The organism is Magnetospirillum sp. SS-4, assembly GCF_902729425.1.
Lineage (GTDB): Bacteria > Pseudomonadota > Alphaproteobacteria > Rhodospirillales > Magnetospirillaceae > Phaeospirillum.
Map to the genome: position 1 here is coordinate 268151 of NZ_LR746530.1, position 22168 is coordinate 290318.

The 22168-nt window shown below is 68.8% G+C and carries 19 protein-coding genes; 7 read left to right on the forward strand and 12 right to left on the reverse strand.

Annotated elements, in window-relative coordinates; all coding sequences use genetic code 11:
• Positions 1 to 2: 2 nt before the first annotated feature.
• The 4 genes from MTBSS4_RS19875 to MTBSS4_RS19890 form a co-directional block, all read right to left on the reverse strand.
• Positions 3 to 1091, reverse strand: a complete 1089-nt coding sequence (locus MTBSS4_RS19875) for a hypothetical protein (protein ID WP_254432672.1) — start codon at positions 1089 to 1091, stop codon at positions 3 to 5.
• 144 nt (positions 1092 to 1235) lie between these two features.
• On the reverse strand, positions 1236 to 2039 hold the full coding sequence (map, locus tag MTBSS4_RS19880) for a type I methionyl aminopeptidase (protein WP_173985100.1): 804 nt from the start codon (positions 2037 to 2039) through the stop codon (positions 1236 to 1238).
• A 7-nt stretch (positions 2040 to 2046) separates the two neighbouring features.
• Positions 2047 to 2769 carry a DNA/RNA nuclease SfsA gene (sfsA, locus tag MTBSS4_RS19885; RefSeq protein WP_173985101.1) on the reverse strand — a complete coding sequence of 241 codons (723 nt, stop codon included), beginning with the start codon at positions 2767 to 2769 and terminating at the stop codon, positions 2047 to 2049.
• Complete coding sequence (locus MTBSS4_RS19890; RefSeq protein ID WP_173985102.1) at positions 2769 to 3704, reverse strand: methyltransferase domain-containing protein; 936 nt, start codon at positions 3702 to 3704, stop codon at positions 2769 to 2771. The genes sfsA and MTBSS4_RS19890 overlap by 1 nt, the downstream gene beginning before the upstream one ends.
• A 15-nt stretch (positions 3705 to 3719) precedes the next feature.
• On the opposite strand from MTBSS4_RS19890, the gene MTBSS4_RS19895 reads away from it, so the two are divergent.
• Genes MTBSS4_RS19895 through MTBSS4_RS19905 form a run of 3 tightly spaced genes read left to right on the forward strand, consistent with a single transcriptional unit; the run spans position 3720 to position 5617 of the window.
• Complete coding sequence (locus MTBSS4_RS19895; protein WP_254432673.1) at positions 3720 to 4481, forward strand: ComF family protein; 762 nt, start codon at positions 3720 to 3722, stop codon at positions 4479 to 4481.
• Positions 4482 to 4526: 45 nt separating this feature from the next.
• Positions 4527 to 4790 carry a glutaredoxin 3 gene (gene grxC, locus MTBSS4_RS19900; protein WP_173985103.1) on the forward strand — a complete coding sequence of 88 codons (264 nt, stop codon included), beginning with the start codon at positions 4527 to 4529 and terminating at the stop codon, positions 4788 to 4790.
• Complete coding sequence (locus tag MTBSS4_RS19905; RefSeq protein ID WP_173985104.1) at positions 4787 to 5617, forward strand: carbon-nitrogen hydrolase family protein; 831 nt, start codon at positions 4787 to 4789, stop codon at positions 5615 to 5617. The genes grxC and MTBSS4_RS19905 overlap by 4 nt, the downstream gene beginning before the upstream one ends.
• Here MTBSS4_RS19905 and MTBSS4_RS19910 read toward each other — a convergent pair.
• The 5 genes from MTBSS4_RS19910 to MTBSS4_RS19930 all read right to left on the reverse strand — a co-directional run bounded on the left by MTBSS4_RS19910 (position 5614) and on the right by MTBSS4_RS19930 (position 13599).
• Positions 5614 to 7455 (reverse strand): carbamoyltransferase, encoded by a 1842-nt coding sequence (locus MTBSS4_RS19910; protein ID WP_173985105.1) that lies wholly within the window; start codon positions 7453 to 7455, stop codon positions 5614 to 5616. The two genes, MTBSS4_RS19905 and MTBSS4_RS19910, sit on opposite strands and share 4 nt — an antisense overlap.
• Before the next feature lie 10 nt (positions 7456 to 7465).
• Positions 7466 to 7615, reverse strand: a complete 150-nt coding sequence (locus tag MTBSS4_RS19915) for a DUF5989 family protein (RefSeq protein ID WP_172822774.1) — start codon at positions 7613 to 7615, stop codon at positions 7466 to 7468.
• A gap of 11 nt (positions 7616 to 7626) precedes the next feature.
• Positions 7627 to 8061, reverse strand: coding sequence for an SxtJ family membrane protein (locus MTBSS4_RS19920; protein ID WP_173985106.1), 435 nt, complete (start codon positions 8059 to 8061; stop codon positions 7627 to 7629).
• Between the two features lie 81 nt (positions 8062 to 8142).
• Positions 8143 to 8736 carry a D-sedoheptulose 7-phosphate isomerase gene (locus tag MTBSS4_RS19925; protein ID WP_173985107.1) on the reverse strand — a complete coding sequence of 198 codons (594 nt, stop codon included), beginning with the start codon at positions 8734 to 8736 and terminating at the stop codon, positions 8143 to 8145.
• Between the two features lie 36 nt (positions 8737 to 8772).
• Entirely contained in the window at positions 8773 to 13599 is a 4827-nt protein-coding gene (locus MTBSS4_RS19930) for an NAD-glutamate dehydrogenase (RefSeq protein ID WP_173985108.1), read from the reverse strand.
• A gap of 152 nt (positions 13600 to 13751) precedes the next feature.
• Between MTBSS4_RS19930 and dapB the strand changes: the two genes are divergently transcribed.
• The 3 genes from dapB to MTBSS4_RS19945 all read left to right on the forward strand — a co-directional run bounded on the left by dapB (position 13752) and on the right by MTBSS4_RS19945 (position 15883).
• Positions 13752 to 14549, forward strand: a complete 798-nt coding sequence (gene dapB, locus MTBSS4_RS19935) for a 4-hydroxy-tetrahydrodipicolinate reductase (RefSeq protein WP_173985109.1) — start codon at positions 13752 to 13754, stop codon at positions 14547 to 14549.
• 83 nt (positions 14550 to 14632) lie between these two features.
• Entirely contained in the window at positions 14633 to 15271 is a 639-nt protein-coding gene (locus MTBSS4_RS19940) for a hypothetical protein (RefSeq protein ID WP_254432674.1), read from the forward strand.
• Between the two features lie 24 nt (positions 15272 to 15295).
• A complete protein-coding gene (locus MTBSS4_RS19945; protein ID WP_173985110.1) occupies positions 15296 to 15883 on the forward strand; it encodes a hypothetical protein in 588 nt (195 codons plus the stop codon).
• Positions 15884 to 15896: 13 nt separating this feature from the next.
• Here the strand turns inward: MTBSS4_RS19945 and MTBSS4_RS19950 are convergent, their stop codons facing one another.
• Entirely contained in the window at positions 15897 to 16754 is an 858-nt protein-coding gene (locus MTBSS4_RS19950) for an alpha/beta hydrolase (RefSeq protein ID WP_173985111.1), read from the reverse strand.
• A 321-nt stretch (positions 16755 to 17075) separates the two neighbouring features.
• On the opposite strand from MTBSS4_RS19950, the gene MTBSS4_RS19955 reads away from it, so the two are divergent.
• On the forward strand, positions 17076 to 17465 hold the full coding sequence (locus MTBSS4_RS19955; protein WP_173985112.1) for a PilZ domain-containing protein: 390 nt from the start codon (positions 17076 to 17078) through the stop codon (positions 17463 to 17465).
• Here MTBSS4_RS19955 and cobN read toward each other — a convergent pair.
• Both cobN and cobW read right to left on the reverse strand, forming a co-directional pair.
• The gene (gene cobN, locus MTBSS4_RS19960) at positions 17460 to 21146 is read right to left on the reverse strand and encodes a cobaltochelatase subunit CobN (protein ID WP_173985113.1); all 3687 of its coding nucleotides are present in this window, start codon (positions 21144 to 21146) and stop codon (positions 17460 to 17462) included. The two genes, MTBSS4_RS19955 and cobN, sit on opposite strands and share 6 nt — an antisense overlap.
• Positions 21147 to 22163: a cobalamin biosynthesis protein CobW gene (cobW, locus tag MTBSS4_RS19965; RefSeq protein WP_173985114.1), complete on the reverse strand. Its 1017-nt coding sequence runs from the start codon at positions 22161 to 22163 to the stop codon at positions 21147 to 21149.
• Positions 22164 to 22168 lie beyond the last annotated feature (5 nt).

A 22168-nucleotide genomic window follows, 5' to 3' on the forward strand; every position in this document is an offset into this window, starting at 1 on the left:
GCTCAGCCCCGCCGTGCCCGATGGCCGAAACGGGCAAAGACGCCGCGCATGAAGATGGCGCAGTCCAGGACATCGGAATCCGGCCCGATTCCCCGCAATCTGGCCCGGTCGACGATGCGGGCCACCAGTTCGGGGTCGGCGTGGGGGCCGAACAGGCGTCCGAACACCGTGCTGCCGATGCTGTCGTGGGCCACGATCAGCATTACCGCCAGCTGGTCCTGACGCAGGCCGATGCCGTCCACCAGGGTGGCGGCGGGGACGCCGCCCACGCCGCGCAACACGTCGCCGATCTTGATGATCTGATCGGCGTTCGGCAGGGCGGCGCGGACCTCGGGGTCGAGCAGGGCGTTGTTGAAGGCCTCGGCCCGCAGGCGCAGGCGGTCCGGCGTCAGGATGTCGTCCAGCAGGGCGGTGCGGGGATGGGTGGGGCGGCAGGGCGGGGTCAGCGGCCTCGGCTGGGTCGCCATCGGCGGGAAGACGGCGTGCCCGGCGGTTCCGACCACCATCGGCTTGGAAGGCGGCATGTCGGGCCGGGTCGAGGCGTCGGGGTCGGCGATCAGGCGGGCCAGTGCCTCGGGCTCGCGGGCGTCGAGCAGCTTGGCGCCGATGCGGCGCACCAGCGACGGCTCCATCCCGGCGTAGGACGGCACCAGCGGCACCTGCCATTCGTGCAGCAGATAGGCCTTGATGGCGTCGTACAGCTCGTCGGCGGGACTGCGGGCCGGGCCGGCCTCGGCACGCGGGGCGATGGCGCGGCGGAAATAGCGCTTGGCGGCGGTTCGCACCACCATGGCGATGACCTCGGCCAGGGTGCGGCCGCACGACAGCGGCACATTGTCGTCGGAGACCGGCCGGCGGCGCTCGTCCACCAGCACGGTACGGAAGCGCTGGCGTTCCTGGCGGAAAATCTGGAAGCAACGGTTCAGCAGGCCGATATCGTCCAGAGTCCGGTCATAGGCCTGCTCGCGCGGCAAGGCCTTCAGTTCCGGGAGGAACTGTCCGAGAATCTCCACCACCGGCCCCTGAAGGGCGTTGTTGATTCTGGCGACAGCCGTCGCCGTATCGGTCATGGCGTCTACACCCGCTCCCACGACCGTCTCCTTTCCGCAGGGTGTTTGCCCGACCCCGTTCCAGGTATACCCCAGGACGAGGAGGCGCTGATAGATCGTTTGCAATACTAGACGTGGATTCCATGCGCCGATGTGAAGGCGTTCACACAAGGAGCGAATGAATCGTCAGGAGTAGGGCGGGCAGTGATGACCGGCGGGGGAAAGAGTGAATATTTCGCAACCGGTGGCGGTGACTCCGATGGAGTGCTCGAACTGGGCCGACAGCGATTTATCCTTGGTGACCGCCGTCCAGCCGTCCGCCAGGATCTTGGTGTCGGGCTTGCCGGCGTTGATCATCGGCTCGATGGTGAAGAACATGCCGGCTTCCAGGACCGCGCCCTCGCCGGGGCGGCCGAAATGCATGATGTTGGGCGGCTCGTGGAACACCCGGCCCAGGCCGTGGCCGCAGAAATCGCGCACCACCGAGAAGCGGTGCCGTTCGACGAAGCTCTGGATGGCGTGGCCGATGTCGCCCAGGGTGGCGCCGGGCTTGACCGTCTCGATGGCGCGCATCAGCGATTCGTAGGTGATCTCCACCAGCTTCCGGGCCTTGATGCCGACCTTGCCGACGTAATACATGCGGCTGGAATCGCCGTGCCAGCCGTCCAGGATGGGGGTGACGTCGATATTGACGATGTCGCCGTCGTCCAGGACCCGGTCGCCGGGGATGCCGTGGCAGACTACATGGTTGACCGAGGTGCAGATGGATTTCGGAAAGCCGCGATAGTTCTTGGGGGCGTTGACGCCGCCCCTGGCGATGATGAACTCGGCGCACAGCCGGTCGATGGCGGCGGTGGTCACGCCCGGCACCACATGGGGGGCGATGAAGTCCAGGGTCTCGGCGGCAAGGCGGCCGGCCCTGCGCATTCCCTCGAAATCGGTGGGGCCGTGCAGGCGGATGCGTGAGTTTTCCCTGTCTTCCCGTTCCATCGATCCTTCAGGTCCGTGCAAAATCGGCGGGGTTCGCCGTGATGGGCAAGGCCGGGCCGAGGGCGATGCCCTCTTGCGACAATCGGCAGGTATAGCAGATCGCCTCGACGCCGTCCCCTATTGCCTCGGCCAGGGCGGCGGCATAGGTGGGGTCGATGTCGGCGGCGGGACGAAAGCCCAGGCAGTCGGCGCGCTGCACCAGATAGACCATCACCGCCCGCTCTCCTGCCGCCACCCGGCCGCGCAGCTCGGTCAGGTGCTTGGCGCCGCGGGTGGTGACGGCATCGGGGAACTCGGCCCAGTCGCCGCGCTTCAGATGGACGTTCTTCACCTCCACCCAGCATTTGGGACGTCCGGAGGCTTCCAGCAACAGGTCGATGCGCGAATTGACGCCGTATCTGACCTCGCGCCGGATGGATTCGTAGCCCGCCAGTTCGGCGATCAGTCCGTCCCGGACGGCTTCGGCGACGATCAGATTGGGATGGGCGGTGTTGACGCCCACCAGATGGCCGTCCACCGTCACCAGTTCCCAGTTCCATTTCAGCTTGCGATCCGGATTGGCGGCGGGCGACAGCCACACTTCCGAGCCGGGAATGGCGGTGCCCAGCATGGCGCCGGAATTGGCCACATGGGCGGTGACCTCCTCGCCCGAATCCAGCGTCACGTCGGCCAGGAAGCGCTTGTAGCGGCGAATCAGGGTGGCGCGGACCAGGGGCTGGGGAAAACGCATCAGGATTTGTCGGCGGAGAGACGGTCGCCGCCCCAGCCGCCATCGCCCCAGCCGCCGCCGATGGGACCGCCGCCCAGGATATCGGACAGATGATGGGTGGCGGCGCCGGGCGCCAGCGGCTTCTGCTGGCCGGGATGCGGCGCCCAGCCGGTCAGGGTCATGACCTGGAAGGTGGCGGGCAGGCGGCCGTCGGGGCCGGCGAAGCGGCCCTGATAGGCGGAAATGGCGTGCAGCAGGGTGGCGCGCCGGGTCAGGCCCTTGCGCTGTTCGGCCACCGCGTTGGTCTCGCCCATGCCGCGCAGGTCGGCCAGCAGCCGCATGGGATCGGCATAGGTGACGGCGATGGCGTCGGTATCGACCACCGGCAGGGCGAAGCCGGCCCGTTGCAGCAGCGCGCCCAGGTCGCGGACGTCGGCGAAGGGCGAGACGCGCGGGCTGACGCCGCCTTCCTCGGCCAGTTCCGCCTCCATCAGCGACTGGCGCAGCTCGGTCAGGGTGCCGGCGCCCAGCACGGCGGCGAGGAACAGGCCGTCGGGCTTCAGGACGCGGCGGATCTGCGCCAGGGTGCCGGGCAGGTCGTTGACCCAGTGCAGCGACAGACTGGAAATCACCAGATCGAAGCTGGCCGGGGCGAAGGGCAGCCATTCCTCGTCCGCCGCCAGGGTGGGATGGCCGTTGGCGGCGGCGTGGGCCGCCATGGCCGGCGACAGGTCGCATTGGACCAGGGTCTCGATGCCGCCCCGCCCCTTCAGGGTGTCGGCCATCTCGCCGGTATGGCAGCCGAGGTCGAGGGCGGTGGGAAAGCGGCGGGTGACGTCGTCCAGACGGTCGGCCAGCCGCTCGGCGACCTCGCGCACCAGGAAATCGTGGCTGGCAAATCCAGGGGCGGCGCGGTCTCGGTGCTTGCGCACCAGGGCTCGGTCGAAGATCCTCATGCCAAGGTGTATGACATGCCCACCCGGTCGGAGGGAAGAGGCGACATGCTGGCCCGAATCGCACGGCTGCTGATCGACGCGGTGTTGCCGCCGCTGTGCCTGTCGTGCCAGGCCGAGGTCGGCGAGCCCGGCAGCCTGTGCCCCGAATGCTGGTCCAAGGTGGCGTTCCTGGCGCCGCCGTTCTGCGCCTGTTGCGGCCTGCCCTTCGAGTTCGAGACCGGCCCCGGCGCCCTGTGCGGCGAATGCGTCGCCGATCCGCCGCGCTTTGGCCGGGCGCGGGCGGTGTTTCGTTACGACGAAGCGTCCCGCGATCTGGTCTTGCGGCTGAAGCATGCCGACCGGCTGGACGGCGTGCCCGCCTTCGCCCGCTGGATGGTCCGGGCCGGTGCCGACCTGCTGGAGGACGCCGACCTGCTGGTGCCGGTGCCGCTGCATCGCTGGCGGCTGGCGGCCCGCCGCTATAACCAGGCCGCCCTGCTGGCCCTGGCGATGGCGCGGCTGAGCGGAGTGAGGGCGGCGCCCGACCTGATGGTCCGCCATCGCCGTACCCCGCCGCAGGGTCATCTCGGCCGGGCGGGGCGGCGCGACAACGTCGCCGGGGCCTTCGCGGTTCCCGACCACCGCCGCCGTCTGCTGGAGGGACGCCGGGTCGTGCTGGTGGACGACGTGCTGACCAGCGGCGCCACCGTCGACGAATGCGCCCGCGTGCTGCTGCGGGCCGGCGCCGCCCGCGTCGACGCGCTGGTCCTGGCCCGGGTGTTGAGAATTGAGTTTTAGGCTTCGAACGTTATATATGGCGAAGCACCAATGCCGGAGCCTGTCATGCCCGAGATCGAGATCTACACCACCGAAGTCTGCCCCTATTGCGTCCGTGCCAAGAAGCTGTTCGACAAGAAGGGTGTTTCCTATACCGAGATCGACGTCTCCACCGACGACGGCCTGCGCCAGTATATGACCAGCCGGGCCGGCGGGCGGCGCACGGTGCCGCAGATCTTCATCGGCGGCGTGCATGTGGGCGGTTGCGACGACCTTTACGATCTGGACCGGGCCGGCAAGCTTGACCCCCTGCTGGCGGTCGGGGCGTGACCGGCTTCAAGGCGGCCTGTCTCCAGGTCAACGCCTCCAATGACCTGATGGCCAATTGCGAGGCCGCCGCCAGTCTGGCGGTGGAAGCCCGCGCCGCCGGCGCCGAGCTGATCCTGATGCCCGAGAACGTCGCCATGATGGAATGGGGGCGTTCGAACATCGTGCTGAAGGCCATGCCCGAGGACGAGCATCTGGCGCTGTCGTTCTTTCGCGACCTCGCCCGCGAGATCGGGGCGTGGCTGCATGTCGGCAGCCTGCATGTGCTGGTGGGCGACGGCATGGTGGCCAACCGCACCTTCGTGATCCGTCCCGACGGCGCCGTCGCCGCCAAATACGACAAGATCCACATGTTCGACGTGGACCTGGGGCTGGGCGAGGTCTACCGGGAATCGGCCACCTTCACCCCCGGCGACCAGGCGACCAGCGTCGCCCTGCCGTGGGGGCGGCTGGGCCTGTCCATCTGCTACGACCTGCGCTTTCCCCACCTGTTCCGGGCGCTGGCCAAGTCGGGCTGCGCCTTCCTGGCGGTGCCGGCGGCCTTCACGCGGACCACCGGCAAGGCCCATTGGCATGTCCTGCTGCGGGCCAGGGCCATCGAGACCGGCTGCTACGTGTTCGCCCCGGCCCAGTGCGGCGAGCACGTCAACGACCGTCAGACCTACGGACACTCCCTGATCGTCAGCCCGTGGGGCGAGATTTTGGCCGATGCCCTGGAACAGCCCGGCTGGGTGATGGCCGAGATCGATCCGCGCAAGGTGGACGAAGCCCGCAAGAAGATTCCCTGCCTCGACCACGACCGGCCGTTCGCGGTGCCGAGAGGGGTCTAATCCAGCTCGAAGGCGTTCTTGTAGTCGAGCTTGAGGGCGGGGTCCTGTTCTTCCTTGCGCAGCAGGCAGTTCCCCACCACCAGCACCTCGATCTCGCTGCCCATGAAGCAGCGGAAGGCGTCCTCCGGGGTGCAGACGATGGGCTCGCCCCGCACGTTGAAGCTGGTGTTGACCACCACGCCGCAGCCGGTCAGCGCCTTGAAGGCGGTGATCAGGGCGTGATAGCGCGGATTGGTGTCGGCGTGGATGGTCTGTACGCGAGCGGAATAATCAACGTGGGTGATGGCCGGCAGGGCCGAGCGCGGCACGTTCAGCTTGTCGATGCCGAACAGCTTCTGCTCGTCCTCGGTCATGGCGCGGCGGTGCCGTTCCGCCACCGGGGCCACCAGCAGCATGTAGGGGGAATCGCCGTCGAGATCGAACCACTCGGCCACGTCTTCCCGCAGCACCGACGGCGCGAACGGGCGGAAGCTCTCGCGGTACTTGACCTTGAGATTCAGGGTCTTCTGCATGGAGGGCGAGCGCGGGTCGCCCAGGATGGAGCGGCCGCCGAGCGCGCGCGGGCCGAATTCCATCCGGCCCTGCATCCAGCCGACCGCCTTTTCATCGGCCAGGGCCTGGGCGGTGGCCTTGATGACCTCGTCCTCGTCCAGCACCTCGAATCTGGCGCCGGCGGCAGCCAGGCGGGATTCGATGTCGGCCTGCTCGAACACCGGTCCCAGATAGGACCCCTTCATGGCATCCCTGCCGCCGCCGGCGACAGTGCGGGGCTGGCCCTTGAACAGGTGATAGCCGGCCAGGGCGGCGCCCAGGGCGCCGCCGGCGTCGCCGGCCGCCGGCTGAATCCAGATGTTGTCAAAGATGTTCTGGCGCAGGATCTTGCCGTTGGCGACGCAGTTGAGCGCCACGCCGCCGGCCAGGCACAGGTTCCTCGCCCCGGTCTCGGCCTTGATGCCCCTGGCCAGCTTGGACACGATGATCTCGGTGACCTCCTGGATCGAGGCGGCGATATCCATGTGGAACTGGGTCAGCGGGTCCTTGTCGGCGCGCCGGACCGGCTGGCCGAACAGGGCGGCGAAGCGGTCGTTGGTCATGGTCAGGCCGGTGCAATAGTCGAAATACGACTGGTCCAGCCGGAAGCTGCCGTCCTCCTTGAGGTCGACCAGATTGTCCAGGATCACCTGGGTGTATTTGGGGTCGCCGTAGGGGGCGAGGCCCATCAGCTTGTATTCGCCGGAATTGACCTTGAAGCCGGTGTAATAGGTGAAGGCGGAATACAGCAGCCCCAGCGAATGGGGGAAGTGCAGTTCCTTGTGAATCTCCAGCCGGTTGCCCGACCCCATGGCCAGCGAGGTGGTGGTCCATTCGCCGACGCCGTCCATGGTCAGGACGGCGGCGTCCTCGAACGGCGACGGGAAGAAGGCCGAGGCGGCGTGACTGAGATGATGCTCGGCGAACAGCAGCCGCCCCACCCAGTCGAAATCCTTGGCGAAGGCCTTCAGTTCCCTGGCCAGCAGGTCCTTCTGGAACAGCTTTTCCCTGAGCCAGACCGGCATGGCCGTCTTGAACGAGGTAAAGCCGCGCGGCGCGAAGGCCACGTAGGTTTCCAGCAGGCGCTCGAACTTCAGGAACGGCTTGTCGTAGAACACCACGTTGTCGATGTCCGACAAGGTGACGCCCGCTTCCCGCAGGCAATAGGCGATGGCGTGCTCGGGAAAGCCGGCATCGTGCTTCTTGCGGGTGAAGCGTTCCTCCTGGGCCGCCGCGACGACGCGGCCATCCTCGACCAGGGCGGCGGCGCTGTCGTGGTAGAGCGCGGAAATGCCGAGAATTCGCAAGGGCGGCCGCCTAGAACAGGGTGTAGATGAAGGGTGCCACGGCGGAGCCTTGCGACAGGACGATCAGGCCGCCGAACACCACCATCATGATCAGAATCGGCAACAGCCAGAACTTCTTGCGTTCCCGCAGGAACTGCCAAAGCTCGATGAGGAAGGCCACGGTTGAATCTCCTAGAACTGACGGCGCATGGTGTCGGGGACGGGTCCCGGCGGGGTGCGGTTGATCCAGTAGCTGGCGGCCGTGTCGTCGCGCGACAGGCGCAGCGGGTCCTTGCCCAGCGCCCGCATCACCAGGGCGATCGGCGTTACGGTGAGAAAGAAGATCAGCCCCATCACCAGCGGCGACACCACCTTGTGCAGCAGCATGCCGAACAGGAACCAGACCCGGTTGAGGGGTTTCAGCAGGCGGGGAACGGTGAGCGACGCCACCAGGAAGGCCAGGGCGACAGCGCCGGCCCACAACCGGGGCTCGCCGCCGCCGGTCAGGGGCCACAGGCCGACGATGGCGAACACGGCGGCGAAGACCAGCCCGAAGGCGCGGTCCGATCCCATCTCCACCTGACGGGCGTGGGACTGGCCGTCGATGGTTGCTTGCGGCTTGCTCATCGAGCCTGATCACCCTGTTGTGAAAAGTCGGGGACTTCTAGCACATGACGGCCGGGGTGTCACGACGGAGGTGGGCCGGATTCAGGCACGCACCTCTTCCCTGGGCGCCGCCTTGGCCTCGACCTGATCGCAGAGCGCGTGACCAATCAGGATATGCATTTCCTGGATGCGGGCGGTGATGGTGCTGGGCACGATCAGCAGGGGATCGGCGACCCCCACCATCTTGCCGCCGTCGCGGCCGCCGAAGCCGGCGGCCACCAGTCCCATGTCGCGGGCCACCGCCAGGGCGGTCAGCACGTTGGGGCTGTTGCCCGAGGTCGAGATGCCGATGGCGACGTCGCCGGCGCGGCCCAGGGCCTCGATCTGGCGCGAAAAGATCTCGTCGTAGGAAAAATCGTTGGCGCAGGCGGTCAGCAGCGAGGTGTCGGTGGTCAGGGCCAGCGCCGCCAGGGCCTTGCGGTTGTAGCGATAGCGGATCACCAGTTCGGTGGCCAGGTGCTGGGCGTCGGCGGCGCTGCCGCCGTTGCCGAAGAACAGGATCTTGCCGCCATTGGCCAGGCTGGTCAGGCAGGCCTCGACCAGCCGCTGGAACGGCTCGCGCACGGCTTCGCCGGTGCGGCCGAGGGTTTCTGCGTGTTCGGCGATCTGCCGGTCCAGGAACGACGCGAATTCCATGCGTTTCGTGCCTCAGTTTGGTTGGCCTCGACTTCCTTAGCCGTTCTCCATGCCCGCGGCAACGGTTGTCTCGGTCAGGGTGCGCAACTGGCGGCCCGCCACCATGATCATGGGCAGATCGATGTGGGATGCCGCCTTCATCTCGGCCAGCAGCGATTCCGCCCGTTCGACGGCGGCGCGGCAGCTGTCCTCCCAGGCGGCGAGGGCCTGGGCGGCGGGACGTCCCGGCTGGGATTCCGCCACTCGGTTGGTGATGTCGCGCTGGTGGCCGTACAGGTCCTCGATGGCCGCCGCCGCCGCCAGCTTCAACCAATGGCCGCGCCCGGACAACTGCTCGGCCGAGGCGCGCAGCCAGCCGAGCGAGAAGCGGGCGCCGACCGCGAAATACAGGCTGCCGGCGGCGTCGATGGAAATTGACCGGCGGGTGGCGATGCGCAGGATATCGGCGGCCGAGGCCAGGACGATCAGGTTGCCGACCCGGCGCGCCAGATCCTCCGGCACGCCCTGGTCGACGAACATCTGGATGCGCGCCGCCACCGCCGCCGCCGCGTCGGGCGGCAGGATGGCGGGCACCGCCGCCTCCAGCGCGGCGACGCCGGGCGACAATTCGCTGATGCCGGCGCCCAGCGCGAACGGAGACGGCATCGAGCGCAGCACCCACAAGGTGGCGCGCTCCACCAGCCGGTTGGCCTCGGCCAGCATGGCGGTCTGGGCCGAGGCCGGCACCAGCCCGTCCAGCGCCTCGATGGCGCGCCACACCTCGCGCAGGCGGAAGGCGTCGCGGGCGACGATGTAGGCGCGCGCCACCTGGGCGGGGGGGTGGCCGGTGGTTTCCATCAGTTCGGCGACGAAGGCGCCGCCGACCCTGTTGACGATCGAGTTGGTCACCACCGTGGCCACGATCTCGCGCCGCAGCCGGTGGCGGCTTATATCGTTACCAAAACGGTTTTGCAGGGCGGTGGGGAAGTACTTGCTGAGATCGGCCGCCATGAAGGGGTCGCCGGGCAGGTCCGAGGCCAGGATGTGCTCGTACAGCCAGATCTTGCCATAGGCCAGCAGCACCGCCAGTTCCGGCCGGGTCAGGCCCTGGCGGCGGGCTGCGCGCTCGGTCAGGGTCTCGTCCGGGGGCAGGAACTCGATGGACCGGTCCAGCCGGCCGGCCTTTTCCAGCAGGCGCATGAAGCGGCCCTGGGCGTCCAGCAGGTCGGCCCCTTGCGCCTCCATCATCGAGATGGCCTGGGTCTGAAGGTAATTGTCGCGCAGCACCAGGGCGCCAACCTCCTCGGTCATCTCCACCAGCAGCCTGTCGCGCTGCTTGGGGGTCAGGTCGCCGGCGGCGACCAGATCGTTGACCAGGATCTTGATGTTGACCTCGTGGTCCGAGCAATCGACCCCGGCGGAATTGTCGATGGCGTCGGTGTCGATGCGCCCTCCCTGTCCCCCGGCTCCCGACTGGGCGTATTCGATGCGGCCAAGCTGGGTGAAGCCCAGATTGGCGCCTTCGCCGACCACGCGGGCGTTGATGTCGCGGCCGTCGACGCGCAGCGAATCGTTGGCGCGGTCGCCGGCGTCGGCGTTGGTCTCGCCCGACGCCTTCACATAGGTGCCGATGCCACCGAAGAACAGCAGGTCCACCGGCGCCCTCAGCAGCACCCGGATCAGTTCGGTGGGGGTGAGCTGGTCGGCATCGATACCGAAACAATCCCTGACCTGCGGGCTGATCGGGATGGTCTTGGCGGTGCGGGGAAAGATGCCGCCGCCTTCGGAAATGGTCGAGACGTCGTAATCCGGCCACGCCTTGGCGGCATTGAACAGCCGTTCGCGCTCGGCGAAGGTCCGCTGCGGATCGGGATTGGGGTCGAGGAAGACATGGGCGTGGTTGAGCGCCGCCACCAGCCGGATATGGGGCGAACGCAGCATGCCGTTGCCGAACACGTCGCCCGACATGTCGCCGACGCCGACGCAGGTGAAATCCTGGGTGCGGGTGTCGACGCCCATCTCGCGGAAGTGGCGTTCCACCGCCACCCAGGCGCCGCGGGCGGTGATGCCCATCTTCTTGTGGTCGTAGCCCTGGCTGCCGCCCGAGGCGAAGGCGTCGCCCAGCCAGAAGCCGCGTTCCAGCGAGATGGAATTGGCGATGTCGGAGAAGGTGGCGGTGCCCTTGTCGGCCGCCACCACCAGATAGGGGTCGTCGCCGTCCCGGCGCACCGTGTCGGGCGGCGGCACCACCGTTTCGCCGGCCAGGTTGTCGGTGATGTCCAGCAGGCCGCGCATCAGGGTCTTGTAGCACTCGACGCCCTCGGCCAGGAACGCCTCGCGGCCGCCGGCGGCGGGGGGGCGCTTGACCACGAAGCCGCCCTTGGCTCCCACCGGCACGATCACCGCGTTCTTGACCATCTGGGCCTTCATCAGGCCCAGGATCTCGGTGCGGAAGTCTTCCCGCCGGTCCGACCAGCGGATGCCGCCGCGCGCCACCTTGCCGCCGCGCAGGTGGATGGCCTCGACCCTGGGGGAATAGACGAACACCTCGACCATGGGGCGCGGCGCCGGCAGGTCGTCCACCTGGCGCGAATCCAGCTTGAACGAGAAATAGGGCTTGGGGCCACCGTCCGGGGTCGTCTGGAAATAGTTCGTTCTCAAGGTGGAACGGATCAGGTTGAGGAATCGGCGCAGGATGCGGTCGTCGTCGGCGCTGACCACCGCCTCGAGGCCGGCCAGCAATTCGGTCTCGGCCCGGGCGGCGTCGCCCGATTCTCCCCTGGGGTCGAAGATGGCCAGGAACAGCCGCACCAGCGCCTGGGCCATGGCCGGGTTGCCGCACAGCGCCTGCTCGATGTAGGCCTGGCTGTAGGTGGTGCCGGCCTGACGCAGATACTTGGTGTAGGCGCGCAGCACCATCACTTCCCGCCAGCCGAGGCCGGCGGTCAGTACCAGGCGGTTGAAGCCGTCGCTTTCGGCGTCGTTCCGCCACACCGCCGCCAGGGCGTCGTGGAAGAAATCGCGGCGCTCGGCCACGTCCAGGGCGGCGCCGTTGGCGCTTTCCACCTCGAAATCGTGAATCCACACCGCCCGGGCGCCCGGCGTCGCCGGCCGCACCTCGTGCGGGACCTCGGCGATGACCACCAGACCCATGGCTTCGAGCATGGGCAGCACCGCCGACAGCGCCACCGGCTCGCCGGCCCGGTACAGCTTGAGGCGGCCCTGATGGGCCGCCGCCGCCACTGGGCGATACAGGTTGAGGCCGATGCCGCCCGCTGCCGCCGCCTCGATGCGGTCGACGTCGGATACCGCCACCAGCACCGAATAGCGTTCCCGATACGATGCCGGAAAGGTTTGGGCCCAGCGCCGCGCCAGCGCCAGCCCGGCGGCCTCGCCATGGGACTGGATCAGGCAGTCGCGCAGATGCTCGGCCCAGCTGCGCGACGCCTCGGTGATGCGGGCCTCCAGCGCCTGGCGGTCCACCGGCGGCACCGCGCCGGGCGAGGTGCGGAGGATGAAATGCAGCCGCGCCTGCGGCTGGTCGGCCACCTGGGTGTAGAAGGTGTCCAGCGTGCCGGCGAAGCTTTCCTCCAGGATGCTGGTGATGGCGAGGCGCAGCGGCGTGTCGTAGCGGTCGCGCGGCACGAACACCAGGCACGAGATGAAGCGCTCGAACTCGTCCTTGCGCACGAACACCGCCACGTTCTGGCGTTCCTGCAGGTGCAGGATGCCGATGGCGGTGTCATGGAGCGCTTCTTCCGATGTCTGGAACAGCTCATCCCGGGGATAGGTCTCCAGGATGTTGGCCAGGGCCTTGGCGGCGTGGCCGGACCGCAGGAAGCCGGCGCGGGCCTCCACCTGGGCGATCTTGCGGCGCAGCAGCGGAATCTGGGCCGGCCGGTCGGTGTAGGCCGACGAGGTGAACAGGCCGAGAAAGGCGTGCATGCCGACGACCGAGCCATCGGGGCCGAACCGCTTCAGTCCGATGATGTCCATGCGTACCGGCCGGTGGACGCGGGCGTGACGGGCCGATTTGGTGACCAGGACCGGTTCCGGCCGCCGCAGGAAGACCCGCATCTCGATGGGCATGGCGGCCAGGGTGACGGTGTCGTCGAACACGCGGGAATCGGGATCGCGCAGGATTCCGAGACTGCTGCCGCCGTCGGCGGTGACCGAATCGTCCCCGCCCAGCTCGAACCAGCGATAGCCGAGGAAGGTGAAATGGTTGTCGGACAGCCAGGCCAGGAAGGCCAGCGCCTCCCGCTTTTCTTCCGCGGCCAGGCCGTCGGAGCCGGACTCGAATTCGGCGACGGCGTCGCCCATGCGGGCCAGCATGGCGCGCCAGTCGTCCACCGCCCGCCGGACCTCCGCCAGCACGTCGGAGAGGGCGGCGGCGACATCGGCGTGGGTTTCCGGCGGCTGGCGGTCGATCTCGATGTGCATCACCGATTCGCGGGCGCCGTCGGCGACGGCGCCGTTGCCCAGCACGTCCTCCATCCGGCCGGCCGCGGTGCGGCGGACCGAGATCACCGGATGCAGCAGCAGGTGGATGCCGATGCCGCGACGCGCCAGTTCCATGGACACCGAATCCACCAGGAACGGCATGTCGTCATTGACGATCTCGATCACCGTATGGCTGGACACCCAGCCGTGGCGGTCCAGGTCGGGGTCGAACACCCGGATGGCCGGCCGGCCCGGCGGCCGGTCGCGCAGGAAGGTGAATAATCCCAGGGCCGCGCCGAACAGCAGCTCAGGATCGTTGCGGGCCACGTCGCCTTCGGCCATGCCGGAGAAATAGTGCCGGATCAGCCGTCCGGCGCCGCCGCCGGTCAGGGATTCGGGCAGATCGGCGAGACGCCGGTCGAGAAACGTCGCGAAGTCCATGGTTCCCATCCCCCTTCGTCCGCACCGTCTTTCAAAGGTGGGACTGAAGTCTTGAATCATCAAGACATTTCCATGGTGCTGTGCAACCGGGCTTCGTTCGGATATGGTTTTGCCGCGAGATCGCCTGTTCACCGGAGCTTGAGGGACGTGTCATGAGGATCGGAATTGTCGGCTGCGCCGGGCGCATGGGACGGATGCTGGTCAACGCGGTGCTCGATACCGACGGCTGCGTCCTGGCCGGCGGGACCGAGCGGCTGGGCAGCGACGCCCTCGATTCCGACCTGGGCGAACTGGTCGGCCGCGACCGTGCCGGCGTGCCGGTGGAATCCGACGCCCGGCTGCTGTTCCAGCGGTCCGAGGCGGTGATCGACTTCACCGCGCCGGCCGCCACCCTGGCCCATGCCGCCCTGGCGGCCGAGCTGGGCCGCGTCCTGGTGGTGGGAACCACCGGCCTGTCCTCCGACGACGAGGGGCGCTTGCGGGAGGCGGCCGAACGCGCCGCCATCGTCTATGCCCCTAATTTCAGCATCGGCGTCAATCTGCTGATGGCCTTGACCGAACGGGCGTCGGCCATTCTCGCCGACGATTACGATATCGAAATCGTCGAGATGCACCACCGCCACAAGGTCGATTCCCCCAGCGGCACCGCCTTGGGCCTGGGTCGCGCCGCCGCCCGGGGCCGCGAGGTGGCCCTGGATTCGGTGTGGTGCAAGAGCCGCGACGGACATACCGGCGCGCGGCCACGGGGCGAGATCGGCTTCGCCACCCTCAGGGGCGGCGACGTGGTGGGCGACCACACCGTAATGTTCGCCGCCGAGGGCGAGCGGGTCGAGCTGACCCACAAGGCCTCCAACCGCGCCGTGTTCGCCCGGGGCGCGGTGCGTGCCGCCCTGTGGGCCAGGGGGCAGTCGCCCGGTCTTTACTCCATGCGCGACGTCCTGGGCATTTGAGGGCAAGTTCAGGGCGCCGAGAATCGATGACGCGCCGTCATGGCCGTGTCATATTCGCAGATGCGATATAGAGGCGATGCGGCATGCGGGCGGGCCACTGGCTGATCATGGCGGCGGGGTTTGCGCTGGCGGCGGGTGGGGCCAGGGCCGATTCCCGCGCCGTCGCCATCCTTGACGCCGGCCTGCCGCTGCCTGGAAGCGCCTTCGAGGAGGCCCGTGCCATGCCGCTCGCCCCCGGCCAGCGGCTGATCTGCGACACCGACGTCGACAAGCCCCGGCTGGAGCCGGCGCGGATACTGGAACCGCAGTCGGGTCGCGGTTCCGCCCGCGTCCGCCGCTGTTCCGTGTTCGCCCCGGCCGCCGGCGGCGAGGTCTGGACCCAGGCCGCCATCGCCACCCTGGCCGGTCCGGCGCGATTGTGGCTGGTTTTCGTCGAACAGGGCGCCGGCGGACGCTTCAATCTGGTTCAGGTGCGCCTGTCGGCCGCCCGCGACCAGTGGGACAGGATCGCCGCCGCCCTGGGCGGCACCCTGGGGCCGGGCGCCGCCGACGGGTCGCGCTATCTGTCGTGGGTGGACAGCCGGCATGAAACCTTGATGTTCGTCGATGGCAAGCATCCGTCCGAATTCAAGATCGTCGTCGACGACGTGCGGCTCCGCCGGCTGCTGCGCTCGCCCGGCGCCCTGCCCAATCCCGCCCCCGCCCTGCCCAATTCCGACTGACGTCCCCACCGCTGGAAAGAGACCATGCGCCTGATCCTCGCCCTTGTCGCCATTCTGGTCGTCGTGCCGGCCCAGGCCCAGACCAGCCGTCCCCTGGAAATCGCCCAGGCCCAGATCGGCATGCGGCTGAACCAGCTGCGCTTCGCCGCCCTGCCCGCCGGTTCCCGGCTGATCTGCGGCCGCGACCAGGACAAGCCGGCGGGGGCCGAGCACGCCCACCTGATGCTGCCGGGAGCCATGGCCAGCGCCGGAATCGACCGCTGCGCCATTTTCAGCGACGACGGTAAGGGCAAGTGGGTGATCCGTCCCAGCCAGCTCAGTGGCATTCCCACCGAGTTCTGGTTCATGGCCATCGAGGACGAGGCCGGCAGCCAGCGTATCTTCCAGATCGTCGCCCGCCAGCCCAAGGATTATTTCGAGAAGACCGCCGCCTTCCTGTCCGACCGCTGGGGGGCGCCGGTACAGAAGGCGCCCTATTTCGTCCGCTGGGTCAACGGCACCCAGGAGGGCCAGATGAAGGAGGACGACGAGGGGGTGATGATCTTCCTGTTCGACACCAGGCTGTTCCAGCTGATGGAATCGCGCATGCCCAAGGGAAAGCCCAGGAAGTAGGCGGCGGCGGCCGTCACCGGTCCGGTGCGTCGTGGATGAAGCGGGCGATGGTCGCCGCCACCTCGTCCTCCTGGCCGAAGAACCCATGGGGCGACTGGCCGCGGCAGGACGCGATGTCCCGAAATGATTCGGATCCGCCGGAACCGCCGGCGACCACCGCCACCTGACGGCGGGTGACGTGATTCAGCCGGGCGGCCACCTCGGCCATCATGTCCGGAGGCGAGCGGATGCACCTGTCGTCCTTGTGTCCCACCAGCAGCACCGGCATTGCAAGGGTCTCCAGCGGCAGGTCGAAAACGGTCTGCGCCACCCAGGTCTTGCGGGCGAAGGCATCGCCGTTCGTCAGTACCGAGGTCAGCACCAGCCCGTCCGGAGCGGCGGGTCCCCGAAGGCGCGAGGCGGCATTGACGGCCGAAATGGTCCCCCGGCTGGTGCCAAGCAGCCAGACCGCCCCGCCGACGCGGCGGCGCAGGTCGAGGATGATGCCGCCCAGGTCCTCGGCATGCTGCCGCTCGATGCGGAATCCTTTCAGCCCGTCCTCGCCGGCATGGTCCGACGGCGTATCTGCCAAGGCGGTGGCGAAGCCGTCGCGCTGAAACAGCGATTGCATGCGCACCAGGGAATTTCCAGCCAGCAGGGCCGGGCAACCATCGTCGTCGAGACCGAGATGGCCGTCGCCGCCCGGCAGCAGCAGCAAGGTGGTCGGCGGGGACGCCGCCGCGCCATCCGCCGGAGTCGACAAGACATAGCGGGTGGTGGTGGCGTCGTGGGTGACAATCCCGATAACCTGGCCGCAGGGTTCGGCCATGGCCGGATTCCGGGTCAGCGGCAACAGGAGCAGGAACAAGATAAGCCCGGCGCGATTCGGCACGATGGTCTCCTCGAACCCGTCCTTGATATCACAAATGGCGGCGCCGGGCGCCGGAACCCTACCGGAATGGCTGGTTCACTGGCGGTCCGATCCTTTCGGAAGGTTCACCGTCCGGAAGATGAATCGGCCCACAAGATATTGAGATAGTGCGCTGATTCACCATACGGATGGTTCACGGGGGTGAACCCTCTGTATGGATCAGGGCACTAGGGTCGATGCCCTACGCCATAGGTGCGGGGAATCGATACCGTTGCGCCGGTTGAGCAATGGATAATCAGCGTTATAGTCAGAACCTTGGGTTGCTTATCTGGAGTGTGGGGCATGTCGTTTGAACGGACCGAGCTGCGGGCCTATCCCAGGTTGTCCTGGGCCCATCCCGTTCTGCTGGAGGTGTCCGGAATCGCGCAGCCGGCCCAGGTGGTCGACCTGTCCCAGGGCGGCTGCAAGCTGATGCCGTCCGATCTGATCGCGCTGATCGAGGTGGATATCGGGCCGGGTTCGCCGCTGCTGGTCGAGATCGAGGGCCACCGCTTCGAGGTAGTGGTGCGTTGGGCCACCCCCAATCGGACCGCCCTGGGCTGCGCCTTCGAGGCGCCCTTGTCGGAGGCCGACATTTCGGCGCTGATCCTCAGAATTTCAGACGCAGCCAATAGCCGGCCAGCACGCCGGCCAGCGCCAGTGCCGCCAGTATCAATGCTCGTGGCGTCATGACCCCTCTTTGTCGCCGTTGATCAGGTCGTGCAGGCGGTTGCGGCGCGGATGCCACAGCCCGCGGTCCAGCGCCTCGCCAAGGCGGGCGCGGATTTCCGCCAGGGCGGCGGGATTGTTGCTCTCCAGGAATGACAGTACCTCGGCATCTTCCAGATAGGCCTCGGCCACCAGATCGAAATGGTGATCCTTGACGGCGCGGGTGGTGGCGGCGAAGGCGAACAGGTAATCGACGCTGGCCGCCATTTCGAATCCGCCCTTGTAGCCGTGGCGCATGACGCCCCTGATCCACTTGGGATTGACCACGCGGGCGCGCACGACGCGGGCGATCTCTTCGTCCAGGGTGCGGATGCGGGGGGTCTCGGGGCGGGAGTGGTCGGCGTGATAGACCACCGGCGCCTTGCCGGATTCCCGCTCCACCGCCGCCGCCAGACCGCCCTCGAACTGGTAGTAATCGTCGGAATCCAGCAGATCGTGCTCGCGGTTGTCCTGGTTCTGAACGACGGCGTCCACCTGGGACAGCCGGGCGCGGAAGGTTCCGTGCTGGGCCTCGCCCCCGGTGCCGGCGCCATAGGCCCAGCCGCCCCAGGCGACGTAGGATTCGGCCAGATCGGCGCGGTCGGTCCAGCCCTTCTCGTCGATCAGCGCCTGCAATCCGGCGCCGTAGGCCCCCGGCATGGAGCCGAACACCCGGAACGACGCCTGGCGTGCCGCCTGTCCGGAGGCCATGCCGCCGGCTTCCAGCCGGCTTCGTTCGGCGGCGACACGGGCGGCCAGGGGATTGACCTCGGGCGGTTCATCCAGCGCCGCCACGTCGCGTACCGCCGAATCGAACAGGTCGATCAGGCCGGGAAAGGCATCGCGGAAAAAGCCCGAGACCCGCAGGGTGACATCGATCCGGGGCCGATCCAACAGGCCCGCCGGCAGGATCTCGAAGCCCGTGACCCGGCCCGAGCCCGGTTCCCAGCGCGGCCTGACCCCCATCAGGGCCAGTCCCTGGGCGATGTCGTCGCCGCCGGTGCGCATGTTCGAGGTTCCCCAGGCGGTGACGGCCAGGGATTTCGGCCATTCGCCGTGGTCCTGGTGGTGACGTTCCAGCAGCAGCTGGGCCGATTTCCAGCCCAGGCTCCAGGCCGCCGGCGTCGGCACGGCGCGGGTATCGACCGAATAGAAGTTACGGCCGGTGGGCAGCACGTCGGGCCGGCCGCGGGTCGGCGCCCCCGACGGTCCCGGCGCCACGAAGCGTCCGTCCAGCCCGGTCAGCAAGCCGGCCAGTTCCGCCCGGCCGCATTCGGCCAGGGTCGGGCGCATGGTCGCGGCGACCCAGTCGAGCACCGCCCCGGTCCGGCTCCAATCCGGTGGCGCAACAGCGGTTCCGGTGATCAGCGCCTTGGCCAGGGCTTCCAGCCGCTCCACCGTGTCGCCCCTGGTCCGCCATGGCTCATCGCCGGCCAGGGCCGGGGGGCGGGGGCCGTTCCACTCGTCGCCCAGCACGCAGTCGAGCGGATTGAAGCCGAGCCCCAGATCGTCGGCCAGGGCGCGCAGCAGGGATTCGTCGGCGGGCTCCGTCCCCCGCCGGATGCGGGCCAGCGCCACCAGCAGGTCGGTCAGCTGTTCGCCGTCCGGCGAGCGGCCGAAGACGTGCAGGCCGTCCCGGATCTGCAATTCCTTCAGCTCGCACAGATGGTTGTCCAGCTTCCTCAGGGCGTCGTCGGGATCGTCGTCGGGGCGGATGCCGAGATCCACGTCCAGACCGGCCACGGTGCTCAGCGTCAGGATCTCGCGCCGCAGCACCGCGAGGCGGCGGGGATCGAGCCCGGCGGCGTCGTAATATTCGTCCACCAGCCGCTCCAGCTCGCGCAGCGGGCCATAGCTCTCGGCCCGGGTCAACGGCGGGGTCAGGTGGTCGACGATCACGGCGGCGGCGCGGCGCTTGGCCTGGGTGCCCTCGCCGGGATCGTTGACGATGAAGGGATAGAGATGGGGCAGCGGCCCCAGCGCCGCCTCGGGGAAGCACTCGGCCGACAGCGCCAGCGCCTTGCCCGGCAGCCATTCCAGGTTGCCGTGCTTGCCCATGTGGATGACCGCGTCGGCGCGAAAGCCGTCCTGGAGCCAGGCGTGGAAGGCGAGGTAATTGTGGGGTGGCGGCAGGTCGGGGTCGTGATACGAGGCCGACGGGTCGATGTTGTAGCCGCGCGCCGGCTGGACCGCCACCGTTACCTTGCCGAAACGAGTCGCCGGCAGCACGAAATCGCCGCAATGCAGGCGGCCCTTGACGAAGAAGGGATCGGCCTCGGGCGCTCCCCAGCGGGCGGTGACCTTGTCTCGCGCCGATTGGGGCAGGCTGTTGAAGAAGGCGTAATAGTCGGGCAGCGCCAGGGTTTCCCGGGTTTCACGTCCGCCCAGCGCCCGCCAGTCGTTGGTGGCTCCGGCCTGAAGGTGCTCGATCAGGGCGTTGCCGTCCTCGGGGATGTGATCCAGGTCATAGCCGGCCTGGCGCATGGCCCGCAGCGCCTCGATGGCGGCGGCGGGGGTGTCGAGGCCGACGCCGTTGCCGATGCGGCCGTCGCGGTTGGGGTAATTGGCCAGCACCATGGCGATTCGCCGCTCATGGGCCGGCTTGCGCCGCAGTCTGGCCCAATTGGCCGCCAGCCGGGCGACGAAGGCGACGCGGTCGGCGACGGGGGCATGGACGGCGATGTCGCATTGGGTGGCCTCGTCGCGCCGGGCTGCCTTGAACGAGATCGCCCGGGTGATGACGCGGCCGTCCACTTCGGGCAGGGCGATGTTCATGGCGATGTCGCGGGGGCCGAGTCCCTGGCTGCCATCCCGCCACGCCTGCTCGCTTCCCGCCGCCAGCACCACTTGCAGCACCGGGCAATCGGCGGCGTCGAACGGGCCGCTTTCCGCCCGGCCCGGCGACGACACCGCGAAGCCGGTGGCGTTGAGGATCACCTCGGGCGGCGATTCGGCCAGCAGGGCGGCCACCGTCGCCGCCGACAGGCCGTCCTTCAGGCTGTGGACGAAGATGGCGCCGGCGCGCAGCCCCTCGGCGCGCAGGGCGTCCAGCAGGGCGTCGACGGGGGCGGTGTCGCCGGCCAGCACCAGGGCGCGGTAGAACACCACCACCGCCTGGGCCTCGGAATCGGCGCGGCCGTACAGGCCGGCGGGCGGTAGCGGCCGGGGCTCCAGCCACTCGGCCGCATGGCCGATCAGGGAGGCGGCATGGCCGAGGAAGTGACGGCAATTGTCGGGACCGCCATGGATGAGATAGCGCCACAGCCGCTCGCGGGCCTCGGGCTCCAGGGTGCTGTCCTGGGCAAGGTCGTCGTCGGGGCGGTCGTCGCCCGGCAGCAGCGCCAGCGGAATCGCCTTGCGGCGGCAGGCGGCCACGATCTGCTCGACGCCATAGGGCCAGTAGCCGCGTCCGCCCAGCAGGCGCACCACCACCAGCCGGGCGTGCTCGATCACCTGCTCCACATAGAGGTCCACCGACATGTGGTGGGCGAGGCGCAGCAGATTGGCGAGACGCAGGGTGAAGGGGCCGGCCCGGTGCGCCGCCGCCAGGGCGGCCAGTTCGGTGTCGGCGGCGGACAGCACCACCAGTTCGGCGGGACCCTGGCCGAGGTCGATGGCCTCGGCCCCGTCGGAAACGCTTCCGGCCTGGGCGGCGAGAAGGTGCACCTAGAGGCCCTTTCCCCTGACCGCCGCCTCGATGGCGGCGCGGTCGAGCCCCTTGCGGCCGATCACCACCAGATGGCCGGCGCGGTCCTCGCCGATCGCCCAGGGCCGGTCGAAATAGCGTTCGATCCGGGCGCCCACCGCCTGGACCACCTGACGGGAGTCCTTGCCGGCGATGGCGAGGAAGCCCTTGAGGCGCAGGATGTCGTGGCCGGCGATGACCTCGATCAGCCGGCGTTCCAGCGCCGCCGGATCGGCGACGGCGGGCAGCCGGATGGCGAAGCTTTCGAAATCGTCATGATCGTGGCCGTCCTCGGCGTCATGGTGCGACGGCCTGGCCGCCAGATCGTCCTCGGCGGCGGCGGCGAGGCCCAGCACCACCAGCGGATCGATGGCGCTCTGGCGGGTCGGCAGGGTCTTGACGCCGGGGCGCAGGCGGGGGCGCAGGCCGGCCTCGAACGCCGCTAGATCAGACGCCTCCATCAGGTCGGCCTTGTTGAGCAGCACCATGTCGGCGGCGGCCAGCTGGTCCTCGAACACCTCTTCCAGCGGGTTGTCGTGGTCGGGCCGCGCCCGCTCCTCCTCGGTGCTGGCGAAGCGGCCGGCGGCGGCGGCCGGGCTGTCCACCACCGCCACCACGCCATCGACGGTGACGCGCGAACGGATTTCCGGCCAGTGGAACGCCTTGACCAGCGGCTTGGGCAGGGCCAGTCCGGACGTTTCTATAACGATATGGTCCGGTGGGTCGGCGCGGTCCAGCAGGGCCTGCATGGTGGGCAGGAACTCGTCGGCCACGGTGCAGCACAGGCAGCCATTGGCCAGCTCGATGATGTCGTCGTCGGCGCATCCGGCGACGCCGCAGGCGGCCAGCAGGTCGCCATCGACGCCGAGATCGCCGAACTCGTTGATGATCAGGGCGATGCGGCGGCCCTGGTTGTGGGCCAGCAGGTGGCGGACCAGGGTGGTCTTGCCGGCCCCCAGGAAGCCGGTGACGATGGTGGCGGGGATCTTGCGGCTCATGATTG